Source organism: Chryseolinea serpens (genome assembly GCF_900129725.1).
Taxonomy (GTDB): Bacteria; Bacteroidota; Bacteroidia; order Cytophagales; family Cyclobacteriaceae; genus Chryseolinea; species Chryseolinea serpens.
The window spans coordinates 287,416-304,642 of record NZ_FQWQ01000004.1 but is presented as its reverse complement, the minus strand read 5'-3'; the positions used below and the strand labels follow the sequence as shown (position 1 = coordinate 304,642).

Sequence of the window (17,227 nt, the reverse complement as noted above, 5' to 3'; positions counted from 1 at the left end):
CGGCTCTACCGGTACTATTTTGCGCGGTAATTGTATTGAAGCTTCTTCACTAAGTTCCGGTCGGCGTCGCGCACTGTGTTCAACCGGCCGAAGCCATCGTATTTATAGTAAGTAGTGAGGTCGTTGGCATCGGTAGCGGATTGAAGTCCAACGCCCGGGAAATAGGTGTAGGTCGTCATTTGTGCGTTTTCCGGATAAAAACGAAGGTCATCAATTTGACCCGTCAGGGAAATGTTGTATGTGGTTCCCGTTACGTCTATCCATTGCTGCTGATATTCCCAGGGGTCATTTGATTTTGAGGGATCGGTTGACTTTAACCAATACGACAATACATACCTGCCTGCTACGAGTTTTTTGAGGTTGTATTGAAGACCACCGGTCTTGCTCTTCGAACCGGTGTGCGCGTCGCCTGCAGGGCTGTTGCCGTCTTCTTCGAAGTCTCTGTAAAAAGCAGGTCCCTGGCCGGTCTGCGTGGTCTCTGCTACCGGATACAGTTTGTTCAACCCCCATTGATAAGCTTTGCGGGTGCCGTCGCGCATTGTATAGAAGGCGAGATTGCCGTTGGCAGCATCGTAGGTGCCATACGTGATTACCGTCGCGAAGTTGGCCTTTTGATATTCGAACGCACCGCTTGCATTGATCGTGGACGTTTTGTAACTGCTTTGGCCGATGGCCTTGGCGGCACTAAGCTTTAGGGTTTGACGAAGATCATAGCCGTTGATATTGAAGAGATCTATTTCAGCGTCCGTCAGCGTCGTGATATTGTTGCGCGTTTCCCACACTTGCTTTTCGATGACGGTGTTTACCATATGCAGGCGCTTCATGTTGCTCAAAGCTTTCGCGGGATCGCTGGTAACGGAAGTTGTCGTGTAGTCGTCGGGATATTGGAAGGTAGTCATACGGCGCCAGGTGTTTGCTGGGGTGGAAGTATCCTCCAGAAAAGTTTCGGTCTCCTTTTGCAATTGTCTATGCGAGGGGCTGAATAGGTATTCTTTTTTTACAGATACTGTACCGTTGCTGTTCTTCAAGTCTTCCACGGTGGAGGTAAGCACATACGACAAATTTCCATAGCGGTGAATGAGTAATGCTTTGTATTTGTTCTTATCCTTACCCAAAGCGTGATTTTCGTAAACGGCCACCTTGACGCCGCGAACTTCTTCGCCGGTCCCCAAAGTGGTGTAGGTATTGTTCACCTCACGTACTGGACTCGACACCGTTTTGTTATTTACAACCCCGCTGCTGTAGTCGATTTGCTTCGATAGAAATCCTCGTGTCCATTCGTTATCATATCTCGGGGGACCGAAGGGCTGATCGTAGAGGTTGTCATCCAGGTAGGTTGTGGTGTTTTCTTTTTCGGATTTCCAGACGGATGTGTAGTAGTATTCACTTATTCCCGAAAGGGAGTTGGTCTCCGTCACTTTTCCATAGCCCACATAGCTGCCGCGTGAGTTGCCCAAGGTGGAGTTGGATTCAGTCGTACGGGTAAATTGATTTATCCTCTCTTCCATTGGAGGGCGATCCGCCCGATCTGCCATGAGGACGTAGTTAATATCTTTGTAGTAGTACTTCGGGAAGCCTGATAGCCTGCCCGTGGAAGTTCCGTCGGTGTCGTTGTATGTATAGTCTTTGGTCATGACGGCGCCGAGGTCGTCCTGGATGGAAATATGCTTTACGCGCAGGCCGCCGGCGTACTTGTTTGGAGAATCTATTTCGGGCCGGAACGTTACGTCCATGAAATAGGTCTGAATTCCTTTCACGTTTTGCACCGTGATCTTGTAGGTCCCGTTGTTCAGGAACATCGCGCTCTCCGTGATGTTTGTCGCCTGGAAAAGATGCTGGTCGGCGGCCCTGCCTGTATTGGTGATCAATATCGTCGGACAGTTGGCCTGTATGCTGGGGATATCACTGCCTGGATCCTGACAACCTGTGGTTTGGTATTTGACATTTACATAGAGACCGGCTTTGAAATATCCTTTGATGGTGAAAGTGGCCGTGGTTGTGGCCGCGGTGCCATCGTCCGATTTTTTTATGGAATATTTTTCAGGTTTGGAGGTTTGATTGCGGAGCTGGGAAGAAACCACTTCATTCAATTCATAGTCGAAACTCATCGAGCCGCCTGTTGGATATTGTATCTGTGTGAGCACGCCGGCTTTGGCCGCATCGGGATCGGCGCCTTTGTCGTCGCCGGGGAGGGCGATGATCTCAGGTGCCTCATCGAAGTAGTCCTGAAAATCCGGATAGCCCAAGGTGTTCCCCTTGTTGTTGAAATATCCCCAATAGTCGGTGTCCAGCGATTTTCGGGAAGGGAGTTTTGTAGTGTTGTAGGTAAACCTATAGGGTGGTTTTTTCGAACCGTCGCTTCCGATCTCCGTTACGGCATTTAGCTTTAGACGCATACATTCCGAACCGTCGCAGACGGCATCGAAATAGTGATCGTTATCAAATACAAAGGATTTTAGGGTTTGGCCATGGTAATTTTTGATGATCATCCCACTAATGCGCATTCCTCCAAAATCAAGTCGCCCCTCCCGGCCAAACTCTATGGTGCCTCCCCGGTAGGTAATATGATCGATCACGGCGTATGAAGACACGGTGACTTCCGAATTGCAATAGGAAGTTCTACCCTTTTCTACGGATGGATTGTCCAAGTGTGTTTGACTGGCAGTCCCTTTCACATCATACCTTACTGCAGGGATAGAGAAGTAAGAGAATGTGACATGATTGGCCAAATGAGGCTCTTGTATTTCGGTTACGTACCAGGCGGAGATATAGGGCGGTGTTTGGGGTTGGGTGGGTATGCCTCCGTTTACTGCACAATAGCTGACCGCACTCGTGACCTCTTCTTTGCCGAGTATGTAGACCGTACCGTCCTCGGTGGTGATCTCCCACTGACTGTTGTTTCCCTTCAACGGCCCAACGCCGGGTTTTATGCGCAAGTTGGAGTGCGGTATGGTGTAGCAGGTACCATCTTTGGCAAAGATGAGTTGGCCGGAATAGTTACCCACATTGAAATAGTAGGCATCGGGTTGTGTGTCGATGTTATTTTGTGCGATCTCATACAGGTCGTCGTTGGAGGTAACCATATCTGCCTGAATGTAGTTATCGAAAAAACCTTTCACGGGAACGTCGTCAGCCAATCCGTGTATGGAACGGCTAACGGAGCCCAGGCCTTGCAGCGTCCAGTTGGTTCCGATGTTACTGGCGATATCCTCTACTTTAATGCCACCGGCATGATACGATAAAGCGATGGGCACGGTGATGCGGCCGCTTGAAATCGTATATAGCGGAATGTCAATGGGTGGAATCCCGGTGTAACTTCCGATGGGGATCTCCGTGTATTTAGCAAAAGCCGTCGCATCGGGCGACGGCGGAAGGATATTCGGAGCTGAGGATTGTGAATGCAGGGGCATGTACATGACAGTGCCCAAGACAATAAGGAGCAAAAATTTCATAGCGCACAGCTTTGTTTAAATGAAGGAATGAATACCAGGGGAAAGACATTGTTCTTTCCTGAAAGCCAATTTAAAGGAGCCCACTGCAATGAAATTGCAGTTTGATAAAAGCGAAAAATATTTTTGCCTACGCGATTGAATGAAAAAAGGGAAGGCTTACCCGCTTTCCCTTTTTTTATGGGACGAAATGATTAACGTCAATCTTTTTTGAGACACTCTCTCATAACGGTGTTTTGTTCATCTTTCATAGAACGAGTGATCGTTGCTGGTTTGAGCGTTGTGAATCTTACATGGTGGGGAGTGTTTGGAAGTGACCCGGCCAGGGATTGTAGTGGAAAGCCCGAAGTGCGGTGGGGATGCTGAGTGTGAGTTGTTGGTGTCCCACCAACAACTGGCGATGGTGTTCCTTGGAATGTAGGGCAAAGGGTGGACGGACTTGGAACGTAAAGCCCGGCCCGAGGCTTCCGAGGGGGCCGCCTCTATATGTTAAAGCTTCCGGTTGTTCTCCAGTTTTCGATTGATGGTGCGGATGACGTCGTCCAATTCGTTGGCGGCGTTCTCTAGTCTCATCAAAATCTCTTCGCGGTCGTGATGTAACTCTTTCAGTTTTGCCAGCTCGACCAGGCCCAATATTCTGGCCAAGGGTCCTCTCACTTCATGCGCGGTGAAGAAGGCGTATTCGATGAGCTTTTGATTTTGTTGTTTGATCTCTTCGGTGCGTTCCTGGACCATGGTCTCGAGGTTGGCGTTGATCTTGTTGATGTCGGCGTTGAGTTTTAGCAGGCTCTCTTTGGCCAGGCGGTTGGTCTTGTTGAGATTGAAGAGCTTGAAACCAAAGATGATGGACAGGATGAGGATGAGGCTGACGCCGATGATGGCCACATATTGCCGGCGTATTTGCTGACGCTGATAGAGCAGTTCTTGTTCCTTGTGCTCGAAGTCATACACCATCTGGAGGGAGGCGATCTGTTGGGATTTGAGCGCATCGAAGATCTCGTGTTCCAACTGGTTGGCGCTGTTGGTGTAGCGGAGGGCCGAGTCGAGATTGCCGATGGCCGAAAAATAGTCGGCCATGATTTTTTGTGTCTCCATCTCACTGTTCTTGCTGGCGGATTTGCGGGCCAGCAGCAGGGCCTTGCGCAAGTAGGTATAGGATGAATCGAACTGTTGCAATTCCAGGAACAGCTTTCCCATTTGTTTGTAGCCGGCGATCATTTGTGCATTGTCGCGGGCCATCAGGGCATAGCGGATGGCGTCGTAGTAGTTGGCGGAGGCGAAGAGATAGTTTCGCTGGCGTTCGTAGATGTCGCCGATCTGCAACAGGGCGTGGCTGGTACCCCAATCGTCTTTCATTTCCTCGTAGCGTTGCAAGGCGATCTTGCAGAAGCGCAGGGCGGTGCCGTAGTTTTTCTCGTTGGTGTAGTATTCGCCGAGCGCCAGGGTGGACGTAGCTACGCCGGCGCTGTCGCCGATCTCGCGTTTGAGCTTGAGCGAGCGCATGGTGAGTTCATAGACGCGTGCAAAATCTTTGCGGGCCATGAAGATGAGGGCGATGTTGTTGAGCACCTTCGACTGGCCGCTCTTATCCTTCTGCGCATCATAGATCTTTAGCGCGGCATAGGAATATTCGATGGCCTTCTCGTGTTCGCCGCGCAAGTAAGAAATGGTGCCGAGAATTTTGAAGCCTTCGGCCAATCCGGTTTGGTAGCGCCGGGCTTGTGCGAGGCGTATGGCTTCGGAAACAAATTTCTCTGCTTCATTAACGGAAACGAGCGTATAGGAAAACGCTAGCTTATTCAGGATGTCGATGTGTGCTTCACCCCCCGGATTCAGGGGGAGGACTTTTAGAAGGGAATCGATTTTCTGCGGCTGGGCGTGTGCCTGGCCGACTGCTAGCAAAAGCGCGACGGCAATTGCGCAGGGCAGAATCGTCTTCATGTTAAAGCCTCCTAAAAACAAGCGTCAAAGATACGCTAAAATAGCTCTTTTGCTATCCTATAAATAGGGTCAGATTTACCCATGGTGTAAAAATGAAGTGTTGGCACTCCTTTTTTTATCAACTCCTTGGATTGTTGCACGGTCCACTCGATTCCAATTTCTTTTACAGCTTGGTTGTCTTTACAATCTTCCACGGCGTCGGCTAACGCTTCCGGTATATCGATGTGAAAGGTTTTACTGAGAATGTTCAATTGCGACTTCGTTGCAAGCGGTTTGATGCCAGGGATGATGGGCACGTTGATGCCTGCCTCGCGACACTTGTCTACAAAGGCGAAATATTTTTCGTTATCAAAGAACATCTGCGTTACGACGTATTTCGCACCGAGATCGACTTTCAGCTTTAAGTACTTGAGATCGTTCTTGAGGTTGGGCGCCATGTAATGTTTTTCCGGGTAGCCGGCCACGCCGATGCAAAAATCGGTAGGTGCTGCGTGCAGCAGTTCGTCGTCGAGATAGATGCCTTGGTTCATCTTCACTACTTGTTGCAGCAGTTCGGAGGCATACATGTAGCCGTCGGGGTCGGGCACGAAGCGGGGTTCGGTCTTGATGGGATCGCCCTGGAGCACGAGCACGTTGTCGATGCCCAGGAAGTCGAGGTCGATGAGCGCGTTCTCGGTCTCTTCGCGACTGAAGCCTCCGCAGATGATGTGGGGTACGGTGTCGACTTTATAATGGTTTTGTATGGCGGCGCATATGCCTACCGTGCCGGGGCGCTTGCGGGTGGAGCGTTTCTCCAGCAGGCCGTTCTCTTTTTTCTTATATACATATTCCTCGCGGTGATAGGTGACGTCGATGAACGGCGGCTTGAACTCCATCAACGGATCGATGTTCTTGAAAAGGTTCTTGATGTTCTCGCCTTTCAGCGGGGGAAGAATTTCGATGGTGAATAAGGTCTTGCCATTGGCGTTGGCAATGTGTTCAGTAACTTTCATCGCGGGTTAATTAAGAGAAGGGTCGAATGTTTTTATGATGAATAGATATATTTTCAGTCTGTTGTCGTTCACGCCTTAGATGTCATAGCTCAGGTTCGGTGAGAGCCACTTCTCGATTTGTTCGATGGACATGTTCTTGCGTTTGGCATAATCCTCCACCTGGTCTTTCTCGATCTTGCCCAACCCGAAATACTTGGATTGTGGATTGGCAAAATAGAAACCACTGACGGCGGCGCCAGGATACATGGCGTACGACTCGGTGAGATTGATGCCCACTTTTTCGGCTTGCAGCAAATCGAACAGGAGACGCTTCTCGGTGTGATCGGGGCACGCGGGGTAGCCCGGTGCGGGGCGGATGCCGGCGTAGGCTTCGTCGATCAGTTGCTCGTTTGTCAGGTGCTCGTTGGAGGCATAGCCCCACAGTTCTTTTCTCACTTTTTCGTGGAGCGCTTCGGCGAATGCTTCGGCGAGGCGGTCGGCCAGGGCTTTGGCCATAATCTCGGAATAGTCGTCGAGGTCTGCTTTGTGTTGGGCGATCCACTCATCCAAGCCCAACCCTGCGGTGACGGCAAACATGCCGAAGTAGTCTTTGCCTCGCTCGGGTGAAATAAAGTCGGCGAGACAGAAGTTGGGAAGGTTTGCCGCTTTTTTGTTTTGCTGACGGAGGAAGTGGAAGGTGGCGAACGATTTGTCCTGACCTTCTTCAAACAGCTCGACGTCGTCGCCCTTGTTCACGGCGGGATAGATGGCGATGACGCCGCTGGCCTGCAGTGTTTTGTTTTTGATGAGATCGTCCAACATGGTATTGGCATCGTTGAAGAGCTTTTGCGCCTCCACGCCCACGACCGAGTCTTTTAAGATACCGGGGTAGCGGCCGGCCAGCATCCAGGTTTGGAAGAAGGGCGTCCAGTCGATATACTTCCGGATCTCTTCCAGGGGATAGTTGATGATCTCTTTTCTCCCGGTGAAGGTGGGCTTCACGTATTGCACGTCTGCCCAGTTGATGTTGGTCTTGTTCTTCCGGGCTTCGGCCAGTGGAATATAGTTCTTAGCTTCTTTCCGTTTCTCGTGGTCGGCGCGCAGCGTGACATACTCTTGTTTGAAGCGGGCCTTGGAACTCTCGCGGGTCTGCGTGCTGATGAGTTCGCTGGCTACGGGCACGGAGCGCGACGCGTCGAGCACGTGCACCACGGGGCCATCGTAAACGGGATCGATCTTCACGGCGGTGTGAATACGCGACGTGGTCGCCCCTCCGATCAACAAGGGCATCAGGAATTTTTCGCGTTGCATCTCTTTTGCCACGTGCACCATTTCGTCCAGCGACGGCGTGATGAGGCCGCTGAGACCGATGATATCGACCTTCTCGCGTTTTGCCGCTTCGATGATCTTTTCCGGTGGCACCATCACCCCGAGGTCGACCACGTCGTAGTTGTTACAGGCCAGCACGACTCCAACAATGTTTTTGCCGATGTCGTGCACGTCGCCTTTTACGGTGGCCATCAATATTTTTGCCGCGGCCTGGTGTGTTGTGCCGCTGAGTCGTTTTTCTTCTTCGAGGAACGGTGTGAGGTAGGCCACGGACTTCTTCATTACCCGCGCGCTCTTCACCACCTGGGGCAAAAACATTTTACCCGCACCAAATAGGTCACCCACGACGTTCATGCCCGACATGAGCGGGCCTTCGATCACAAAGAGCGGGCGGCCGTATTTCACGCGGGCTTCCTCGGTATCCTGATCGATAAAATCGATGATGCCTTTCACGAGGGCGTGTGTGAGACGTTCTTCCACGGTGCCTGACCGCCATTCGTCGTCGGCTTTTTTCTCCTTGGTAGCGCCTTTGAAGGTCTCTGCAAATTCCAGGAGGCGTTCGGTGGCGTCTTCGCGGCGGTTCAGCAGCACGTCTTCTACGCGTTCCAGCAAAGTCTTGTCGATGTCGCTATAGATCTCCAACATGGCGGGGTTCACGATGCCCATGTCCATGCCGTCCTGGATGGCGTGATAGAGGAAAGCCGAGTGCATCGCCTCGCGCACTTTCTGGTTGCCCCGGAAACTGAACGACACGTTACTCACCCCACCACTGACGTGGGCATGGGGAAGATTTTCGCGGATCCATTTGGTGGCCTTGAAAAAGTCGAGCGCGTAATTCCGGTGTTCATCGATGCCGGTGGCCACCGGGAAAATGTTGGGGTCGAAGATGATGTCCTGGGGCGGGAAGCCAACTTCGTTTACTAATATGTCGTAGGCTCTCTTGCAAATGGTGATCCTTCGCTCGTAAGTGTCGGCCTGACCGTCTTCATCAAAGGCCATCACAACCACCGCTGCGCCATAGCGTTTTACCAGCTTGGCCTGGCGTACAAATTCCGGGATGCCGGCCTTCATGCTGATGGAGTTGACGATGCCTTTGCCTTGGATGCACTTGAGACCGGCTTCGATCACTTCCCACTTCGAGGAGTCGATCATGACAGGCACGCGCGAGATCTCGGGCTCTGCGGCCATGAGGTTCAGGAACTTGACCATGGCGGCTTGCGAGTCGAGCATGCCCTCGTCCATGTTCACGTCGATCACCTGGGCGCCACCGCGCACTTGATCCAAGGCCACTTCCAGCGCTTCATCAAACTTGTCTTCTTTGATGAGTTTCAGGAACCGGGCAGAGCCGGTCACGTTGGTGCGCTCGCCGATGTTCACAAAGTTCGATTCGCGGGTGATCTCGATGGCCTCCAGGCCACTTAACTTCAATTGATAATCCATAGACATATTCTAAAAATTCGTGGGCCTGTGCGGCGTGTTTTAAACTGGCTGTGCTTTACAGCGTTTCGTATAAGGATTCGTAAAGTTTTATCGGCTCGTCAAATCTGCCGTTAGCTGGCCTCTTTCAGGCTTTCCTTTTTCCGTGGTGTATATCTTGCTGCGATGGCGGCGATGCTGCGGATGTGATCCGGCGTGGAGCCACAGCAGCCACCGACGATGTTGACCAATCCTTCCTTGAGGTATTCTTCCACTTCGGCAGCCATCTCATCGGGTGTTTGATCGTAGTGCCCGAACTCGTTGGGCAGACCGGCGTTGGGGTATGCGCTCACGAAGAAGGGGGCCTTCTCATCCAAAACCTGCAGGTAAGGGCGCAGGGCCGCTGCTCCCATGGCGCAGTTTAGTCCGATGCTGAGCAAGGGTACGTGCGAAACCGAGATGAGGAAGGCGTCGGCGGTTTGTCCCGACAGGATCCTGCCGCTGGCGTCGGTGATAGTGCCCGATACCATGACGGGGATTTTCCGGCCCATCTCATCAAACAATTCCTGGATGGCAAACAAAGCGGCCTTCACGTTGAGGGTGTCCGTGATGGTCTCCAGCAACAACAGGTCTGCACCGCCATCCATCAATCCCTTGGCTTGCTCCTTGAAGGCAGCCGCCAGTTGGTCGAAGGTGATGGCGCGGTAGCCGGGGTTGTTCACATCGGGTGACATAGACGCCAGTTTGGTGGTGGGGCCCATCGAGCCGGCCACAAAACGCGGCTTGTGCGGTTCCTTTTGTGTGAACTCTGCGGCCACTTCCTTGGCGATCCGGGCCGACTGGTAGTTGATCTCATAGACCAGGAATTCCAGGTGATAGTCGGCCTGGGCCACCCAGGTGCTGCCGAAAGTGTTGGTTTCGACAATATCGGAGCCCGCCTCAAAATACTGGCGGTGAATTTCCTTGATGATGTCGGGGCGCGTGATGCTGAGCAGGTCGTTGTTGCCCTTGAGGGGATGCGGATGATCCTTGAGCTGTTCGTTGCGAAAGTCTTTTTCTTCCAACGGGTGTCGCTGGATCATGGTGCCCATGGCGCCGTCCAGGACCATGATGCGTTCTTTCAGAATGTCTTCGATTTTCATAAAGCCCTCCTTCTATAGTGTGTTGTGCTATCCAGAGAGCCCGTGGAGTGGGTTTACTTATCTTTTCCCAACCGCCAGTTGGCGGATGGAATGGGATTTAGCACAACATTCCGGTTTCGATTTCGGAATAGGATGCTAAGACTTCTTCGGGCCCGTTCCCTCAGTCTTTCTGGATAAGCAGTGCAAAGAAAAACAATAAGTGCTTAAAATAAAAAGCCAATAGCTTAATTTTGACCTGATAATGAAACTAGCAGCCATCGACATTGGTTCCAACGCCATCCGTTTTCAGGTTTCCACGGTGTTGGACAGTTCCCCCACCCTGCTTTTCAAGAAGCTGGAGTATGTTCGGTTCCCGCTCCGGTTGGGTCACGACGTGTTCACTACCGGCCGTATCAGCGACAAAAGCATTGGCAAATTCAAGAAGCTGATGACCGCCTTCAAGCTGCTGGTGGACTTATACGAAGTGGACGATTATATGTTTTGCGCCACTTCCGCCATGCGCGAATCAGAGAACGGTTTAGCGTTGGCACAACAGGTGGCCAGCGAGTTGGGAGTGACCATCCACATCATCGATGGAAACCGCGAGGCCGAGCTCATCAACCGTGCCATTCATTCGTTCCTTACGGAGAAGACTTACCTGCACATCGATGTGGGCGGCGGTAGCACGGAGTTGAACCTCTATGTGAAGGGCAAAAAAATAAAGACCCGTTCGTTCAAGATCGGCTCGGTGCGCGTGTTGGAGCGCAACGACTCGCCGGCGATGTGGGAAGACATGGAACACTGGGTGAAGGAGCACATCAAGAAATCGTTTGGCAAAGTAACGGCCGTGGGAACGGGCGGTAACATCAGCAAGATCTTCGAGCTGGCCAAGATGAAGCCCGGCAAAACCATCTCGCGACAAAAAGTGAAAGACATCCGTGACATGGTCGAGGGTCTTTCCCTGGAAGAACGCATCTACAAACTGCAGATGAACCCCGACCGCGCCGACGTGATCGTGCCCGCCAGCGGCATCTATATCCAAGTCATGGAATGGGCAAACGCGTCCTCCATTCTTGTCCCCGAAGTGGGTCTCAAAGACGGCATCATGATGTATCTCTACGAGAAGAATGTCTCGCAGAAAAAGATCGAATTCTAACTAACGCTTTCTCATCTTGCCGGGATTTTTCCGGTCGATCGTACTCTTGCCGCGCTTGCGGTTTTCAGTCTTCAAATCATACAGATAGGCAACCGAGATGCGGAACCCTTGGCTGCGCGATTGCAGTGGGTCTTGATAGTAAGTTTGTGTAAATGTACCGTTCGACTTTGCGAGATATGTGTGTCCAAACTCATAGCGGATGGTGACCATGAGGCGCTGGCGCAAGCCCGGTTCAAAGACCGCTCCGGCCACCAGGTTCAGCCCCAATTGCAGACGGTTGGCATTCTGGACATTCATCTCATCCAAACCCTGCGTGGCGGGGTCTTTGTTGAAGACGATCTTGTATTTCTGTTCCGAAAAATTGTTCTCCTTCAATTCGCTGTTATAGACTGTACCTTTGCCGCCCAGCCAATAGCTGATGTTGGGACCCACGCCGACAAAATACTTGAACTCTTTACTCTTCCCGATCTTTCCTTTGAAATCGACCGTGTAGCTGATGGGCATGTCGATGTAGTTGTACCTCGAAGAATTTTTAAATACAGCATCGTAATCATCCGACTTAGGATCACCTTTAAGCACCCGGCCTTTGGTGGCGTATAGAAGCGACGCATGCAGAAAAAAGCGCTTGCGCACCAGGAACGCCAGGTGGCCGCCCACGTGATAGCCGAAGACCGGCGAAACATTGTACACATCCTTCAGGTCTTTGTCGCCAAACGAGGTCCAGGAATAATTACCCCCGATCTCGGGGCCCACCAGGATTTGCGAAAACACAGGGGCCGTATAAAAAAGAGTCAGCGATACAATCAAAAAAAGTGCTTTCACTTTAGACTTGGATTTCAGGTAGTTAAAAAAATCATTGCAAAAATAGTGCAAAGCGCTTAAGTTAAAGAAGATAGGCTGCCAATAAAAGAAAAAAACGTTGTATATTCGTGAGTTTACGGTGAATCGACCGATTACCAAACCTGGTTGATGAGCATGAATGACTATTTTTTGGCTGGCATAGGATGCTCGTTTTGTTTTTTGGAGTGACTTTTACGCCTCTGCCCATATAAAGAAGTGAATGCGCTATTTTTTTAACTGTTGTTTTGGCTTGCTCCTTCTGTGCAGTACTTCTGTATTCGCACAAAATTACCCTGTCTATAACAGTTTCTACGTCAATCCCTTCCTTTATAATCCAGCCGAAGCCTTAACGGAATACACGCAGATTTACGCCCTTTATCGCCAACAATGGACCAACGTGGAGGGTGCGCCCACCATCGGGGCGCTGTCGGTGACCTCCATGATGAACGAGTCGCGGGCCGGGGTGGGCGGCAAGATATCGTCCTACAAAAGAGGGTTGCTGAACACCACCGATTTCTCGCTCACCTACGCCTATGGAATTCCCATGGGGCAAAAAAACTGGCTCTTTTTGGGACTTTCCGGCGGGGCCATCTCCAATACCATCGACATGACGAAGGTGACCGACCCCAACGATCCGGCCATCGCCAATTACCTGGCCAATAATTTTCAACCGGCGGCAGGTTTCGGGCTCCTCTACCGATCGGGCTCCGGCCTCAACGTGGGTGTGGCATTGCCGCAAATGTTTCCCTCCAAGTTCAACAGCGACGCCAGTTTTAACAGCACGACCGTTTCGCCCTCCGACAATGTGTTTATTTCCATCTACTACAAACGCAAGGTAGAGAGCCGAATCGTGAGCAAAAGTAAAGGGGGTCTGAAGCGCAGCGTGAAAACACAAGAAGCGATTGCGCCACTGGAGTTTTATTTTAACTACAAGTATTCGAAATTTGGGAACAGCCAGTTTGAATTCCTGGGAAAGCTAAATCTCTCGCAACATTTTTGGATCGGTGGTTCGTACCGGCTGCCCTATGGTTTCACCGGCAACCTCGGCATCAACACGTCGCGGTTTCTCATTGGCTATTCCTATGAGCCGGGCAACCAGCCGCAGACCGGATTTTCGCAGGGGAGTCATGAGATCATACTCGGTTTAAAGCTCGGCAAGCCGAAGAAGTTCAAGCGTGTGGCCCCCGTGCTGCGCTCGACCCTGGTGAAATCACCTAACGAGAAACACACGGCGCGCTTCCAGGAAACTACGGAAGACCCGAACGCGATCAACCAGACCGGCACCGAGGAAGCGAAGAAGAAATATTACGTGGTGATCCGGATGTTCAACGACTTTACGGCGGCCGACGGTTACAAACGCAAGCTTATCGGCGACAAGTTCAACGCCGAGATCTTCTACAACCCGGCCGACAAGAAATATTACGTGCACGTACTGGAAACCACAAAAGCCTCGGAGGCCCACGAGGAAGTGCGGAACCTGAAGACGTATACCAAACTAAAAGAGGCCCGTGTGCTCATTGTGACGACGAAATAGCCGGATTGGGATGGACGCGGGTTACATTTTAAAGGAAAGAATGCATTTATGACACCATGAAGCGAGTTCATAGCCTGTTTACAAAAATCGTTGGTTTGCTGATCGTTTTCCTCGTGATCATACCTGCCGCCTTTGCCCAGCGGCCTGAAATAAAGGAGATCAGCAAAGTGAAGGGCAGCATGGACGACATCGTGCTGCTGAAAGGAAGCTTTTTTGGCACCGACGCCACGAAACTGGTTGTGTTTTTTGGCGCCACCCCGGCCACGATCCTGCAAGCCGCCGATCAACTGCTCGAAGTCAAGGTTCCTGCGGGAACTACTTATCAGGATATTTCCGTAACCCGTTTTAGCGGCGTCACCGGGCTAACCGGCTATTATCGCCAGCCTTTCTTTCTGTCGTTTGGAGGCGCGCCTGGCATCGACCCCGCCAAGTTTGGTTTGCAAAGTGATTATCCTGCGGGCGTCCCTGTGGCCCAGGGTCTTTACGACCTCTGCATGTGCGACTTCGACGGCGACAGCAAACCCGACATTGCCGCGGCACGCGACAACAACTCGTTCCTGCTGGTGTTATCGAACGCTTCCACGCCGGGCTCGATCAACCTGGGCGGCACGTTCAACATTTCGCTGGGCACCCGCTCGCTCCAGGTGAAATGCGGCGACCTGAATGGTGACGGTAAACCCGACATCGTGGCTACCGAAAAAGGCACGGGCGACAACGTTTTCTTTTTGCGTAACACCAGCATCGGTCCCGGATCGATCAGCTTTGCCAAAACCCAGATCCCCCTCACCGGCAAAACCCCCAACCGCATCGAGATCGCCGATCTGGATTTGGATGGAAAGCCGGAAGTGATCCTGACCTCACAGGCCACCAACAGTGTGATCGTGCTCGTAAATCAAACTCCGAACATCACCACGCTTTCGTTTTCCTCGACCCCCATCACCATCCCACTGCCCGATTGGAAAAGCACGGACGGCCTGGCGGTGGAAGATCTCAACGGCGACTTTCTGCCGGAGATCGTGACCAATCAATTTATCACGAACACCGATCTCTACGTGATTCAAAACAACAGCGCGCCGGGGGCGGTGACGATGTCGCCCGCCATTACGCTACCCGTTGGGAACACGGTGAAAAACTTAAAGATTGGCGACCTGGATGGCGATGGCAAATCGGACATCGCGTTTACCCAGCTCTCGCCTTCCTCCAACCTCGGGGTCTTCCTGAACACGAGCACGTCGGGAACCTTGTCGTTTGGAGGGCTGAAAACTTTTGCGACCGACACCAACCCGTGGGGTATCGACTTTGGTGACCTGGACGGCGATGGAAAGGCGGATATCGTGACCCCCTCCATCACCAAAAAAACACTCACCATTCTGAACAATACCAGCACGCCGGGAAATCTTTCTTTCACCACGCTTGTCAAAGCTACTGACTATATCAATCGCCACGTAGTGATCGGCGACGTGGACGGCGATGGCAAGCCTGACATTGCTTTCACCAGCATCGATGACAACAACCTGAATATACCGGCATCCAAAGTATCGATCTTCCGCAACAGCGCGTGTATGATCCCCGAGGTGAACCCCAAAGGGCCGTTGAACGTTTGCTCGGGTTTCCCGCTGACGCTCACCTCCACCAACGGTGGGGCTACCACCTTTGAGTGGCTCAATGCTACGACCAGCACGACTACGCCGGGTACCTATCAATTTTCGCCTACGGCCACGGGCGACTATAGTGTGACCGCCACCTCTGAGGGTGGAAGTTGCAAGACCACCAGCAACGTGGTCAAAGTCACCATTTCAGCAAGCGCCGTCGCGGGCAATCCCGATCCACAGTCCAACGGACCTGTGTGTATCGGCAATACCATGAACCTGGTGGTGAACAATGATCTGGGTGCAGGGTTTACCTATGAATGGACGGGGCCAAACAACTATACAGGCTCCGGTGTGAACCCTGCTCCGGTAACGAACTTCCAACTCACCAATGCCGGGATCTATATCCTGAACACGAAGGCTGCCAGTGGGTGCGTTGCACGCATAGATCCGATTATCGTCAAGGCCGTGGATATTCCGGATTTCAAAGTGGCCTATACGGGGTCGTCGTTGGTCTGTCTTCCCGGTGCCAAGACGCTTTCGGTGTATCCCGCGGTGAGCGTGCCCACGGATTTCACCATCCAGTGGTATGAGCAAACGTTGGGGCTACTGCCCGGCGCCACGTCGTCTACGTTGAGTAAAAACGTGAGCGGCGAGTATTATTATAAGGCTACGTCGTCGAACCCGAGTTGTCCTGTGGCGCAATCCGAATCGGCCATTATCACAGTGGTGGCACCGCCCGTTACCGACTTTGTGTTGCCGGCTTCGGCCTGTAAGGGCGAGGAAGTGAGTTTTACGGATCAATCCACCACCGATCCCGCGGCTGCGGTGATCTATGCCTGGGACTTTGGCGATGCGACGACCTCGAGTGATAAAAATCCGAAACATATTTTCAATACGGCGACGGGCTTTACCGTGAAGCTTACCGTGGCGTATACGGGCAATGCGTGCCCCGTGTCAGCCTCCAAACCCATCACGATCACGGCTGCACCCGATGTCTTTATTACCAATGCCGAAAATACCTTCGATGTGTGTCCCGAGTCCAGCCTGGTGCTGGGGTTGAACGACACGTTCACCTCCTATCTATGGAGTACGGGGGAGACCAGCCCGACGATTACCGTCAAGGATCCAGGCGACTATAACGTGGCGGTCGTGGCCACCAACGGCTGTAAACTCAAGGCAGAGCAAACCATTGGTGGCTTGCCCTCCCCTACCGTTACGGCCACTGCCACGCCGGAAGAGATCGACGAAGGGGCAAGCGCCCAGTTGACCGCCGAAGGCCTGCTGGACTTTAGCTGGACGCCGACCGAGACACTTTCCGACCCTTCGATTTCCAACCCGATCGCTACGCCGCTTTCGTCTACTACCTACACCGTGACGGGCAAGGGTGGCAACGGGTGTGTTGGCTCCACCACCGTGCAGTTGAAGGTGAGAGGCGAGGCCATTGTGAACAAGCTCCTGCCGGGCAATTTCTTCTCCCCCAACGGTGATGCTGTCGGCGCCTTTTGGATGGTGGGAAAGATCGATGAGTACCCGCAGTGCGAGGTGACCATTTACGACGACAAGGGGGTGAAGGTGTATAATTCGAAACCGTATCAGAACAATTGGGATGGCACTTTTAACGGAAAGCGGCTGCCCGACGGTGTTTATTACTATATCATACGTTGCGAAGGGGAGGAAAGCATGCCCAGATCGGGAAGTATTACCCTGTTGAGATAGGCTGGGATGGGTTTAAATGCGGTTTTGAGGGATTGGTACTTTTTTTGTCAGGGGCTTGGGTTGCATGAACCGATTGTAAAATCTTACACGTAATGTTACGGTATCGATTGAATTGAAATTCACATAGTGTAAACCGCCACCTTAGCGGCAACAGTTATTTGG

9 protein-coding genes and 1 riboswitch are annotated in these 17,227 nt (G+C 52.1%); of the genes, 3 read left to right on the top strand and 6 right to left on the bottom strand.

Going from position 1 to position 17,227, the window contains the following annotated elements:
* Nucleotides 1-14: 14 nt before the first annotated feature.
* From BUB30_RS25755 to BUB30_RS25735, 5 genes are all read right to left on the bottom strand, one after another.
* Nucleotides 15-3,452, bottom strand: coding sequence for a hypothetical protein (locus tag BUB30_RS25755; RefSeq protein ID WP_073140243.1), 3,438 nt, complete (start codon nucleotides 3,450-3,452; stop codon nucleotides 15-17).
* 486 nt (nucleotides 3,453-3,938) lie between these two features.
* Nucleotides 3,939-5,390: a hypothetical protein gene (locus BUB30_RS25750; RefSeq protein ID WP_073140240.1), complete on the bottom strand. Its 1,452-nt coding sequence runs from the start codon at nucleotides 5,388-5,390 to the stop codon at nucleotides 3,939-3,941.
* A 35-nt stretch (nucleotides 5,391-5,425) separates the two neighbouring features.
* The gene (gene metF / locus BUB30_RS25745; protein ID WP_073140238.1) at nucleotides 5,426-6,382 is read right to left on the bottom strand and encodes a methylenetetrahydrofolate reductase [NAD(P)H]; all 957 of its coding nucleotides are present in this window, start codon (nucleotides 6,380-6,382) and stop codon (nucleotides 5,426-5,428) included.
* A 75-nt stretch (nucleotides 6,383-6,457) separates the two neighbouring features.
* The gene (gene metH / locus BUB30_RS25740; protein WP_073140235.1) at nucleotides 6,458-9,130 is read right to left on the bottom strand and encodes a methionine synthase; all 2,673 of its coding nucleotides are present in this window, start codon (nucleotides 9,128-9,130) and stop codon (nucleotides 6,458-6,460) included.
* Nucleotides 9,131-9,240: 110 nt separating this feature from the next.
* A complete protein-coding gene (locus BUB30_RS25735; RefSeq protein ID WP_073140232.1) occupies nucleotides 9,241-10,248 on the bottom strand; it encodes a homocysteine S-methyltransferase family protein in 1,008 nt (335 codons plus the stop codon).
* Between the two features lie 54 nt (nucleotides 10,249-10,302).
* Nucleotides 10,303-10,428, bottom strand: a riboswitch (SAM riboswitch).
* A gap of 61 nt (nucleotides 10,429-10,489) precedes the next feature.
* Between BUB30_RS25735 and BUB30_RS25730 the strand changes: the two genes are divergently transcribed.
* Nucleotides 10,490-11,383, top strand: coding sequence for a Ppx/GppA phosphatase family protein (locus BUB30_RS25730; protein WP_073140229.1), 894 nt, complete (start codon nucleotides 10,490-10,492; stop codon nucleotides 11,381-11,383).
* On the opposite strand, the gene BUB30_RS25725 is transcribed toward BUB30_RS25730, so the two are convergent.
* Nucleotides 11,384-12,205, bottom strand: a complete 822-nt coding sequence (locus BUB30_RS25725) for an outer membrane beta-barrel protein (RefSeq protein ID WP_178377203.1) — start codon at nucleotides 12,203-12,205, stop codon at nucleotides 11,384-11,386.
* A gap of 268 nt (nucleotides 12,206-12,473) precedes the next feature.
* On the opposite strand from BUB30_RS25725, the gene BUB30_RS25720 reads away from it, so the two are divergent.
* Both BUB30_RS25720 and BUB30_RS25715 read left to right on the top strand, forming a co-directional pair.
* Complete coding sequence (locus tag BUB30_RS25720; protein WP_073141176.1) at nucleotides 12,474-13,757, top strand: PorP/SprF family type IX secretion system membrane protein; 1,284 nt, start codon at nucleotides 12,474-12,476, stop codon at nucleotides 13,755-13,757.
* A gap of 56 nt (nucleotides 13,758-13,813) precedes the next feature.
* Nucleotides 13,814-17,065, top strand: coding sequence for an FG-GAP-like repeat-containing protein (locus BUB30_RS25715; protein ID WP_073140223.1), 3,252 nt, complete (start codon nucleotides 13,814-13,816; stop codon nucleotides 17,063-17,065).
* The last annotated feature ends 162 nt before the right edge of the window (nucleotides 17,066-17,227 follow it).

What these genes read in the sequence shown, in the direction of transcription:
- BUB30_RS25730 (WP_073140229.1), top strand. Translation starts at nt 10,490, where the DNA reads ATGAAACTAGCAGCCATCGACATTGGTTCCAACGCCATCCGTTTTCAG.
- metH (WP_073140235.1), bottom strand. Translation starts at nt 9,130, where the DNA reads ATGGATTATCAATTGAAGTTAAGTGGCCTGGAGGCCATCGAGATCACC.
- BUB30_RS25755 (WP_073140243.1), bottom strand. Translation starts at nt 3,452, where the DNA reads ATGAAATTTTTGCTCCTTATTGTCTTGGGCACTGTCATGTACATGCCC.
- BUB30_RS25750 (WP_073140240.1), bottom strand. Translation starts at nt 5,390, where the DNA reads ATGAAGACGATTCTGCCCTGCGCAATTGCCGTCGCGCTTTTGCTAGCA.
- BUB30_RS25715 (WP_073140223.1), top strand. Translation starts at nt 13,814, where the DNA reads ATGAAGCGAGTTCATAGCCTGTTTACAAAAATCGTTGGTTTGCTGATC.
- metF (WP_073140238.1), bottom strand. Translation starts at nt 6,382, where the DNA reads ATGAAAGTTACTGAACACATTGCCAACGCCAATGGCAAGACCTTATTC.
- BUB30_RS25735 (WP_073140232.1), bottom strand. Translation starts at nt 10,248, where the DNA reads ATGAAAATCGAAGACATTCTGAAAGAACGCATCATGGTCCTGGACGGC.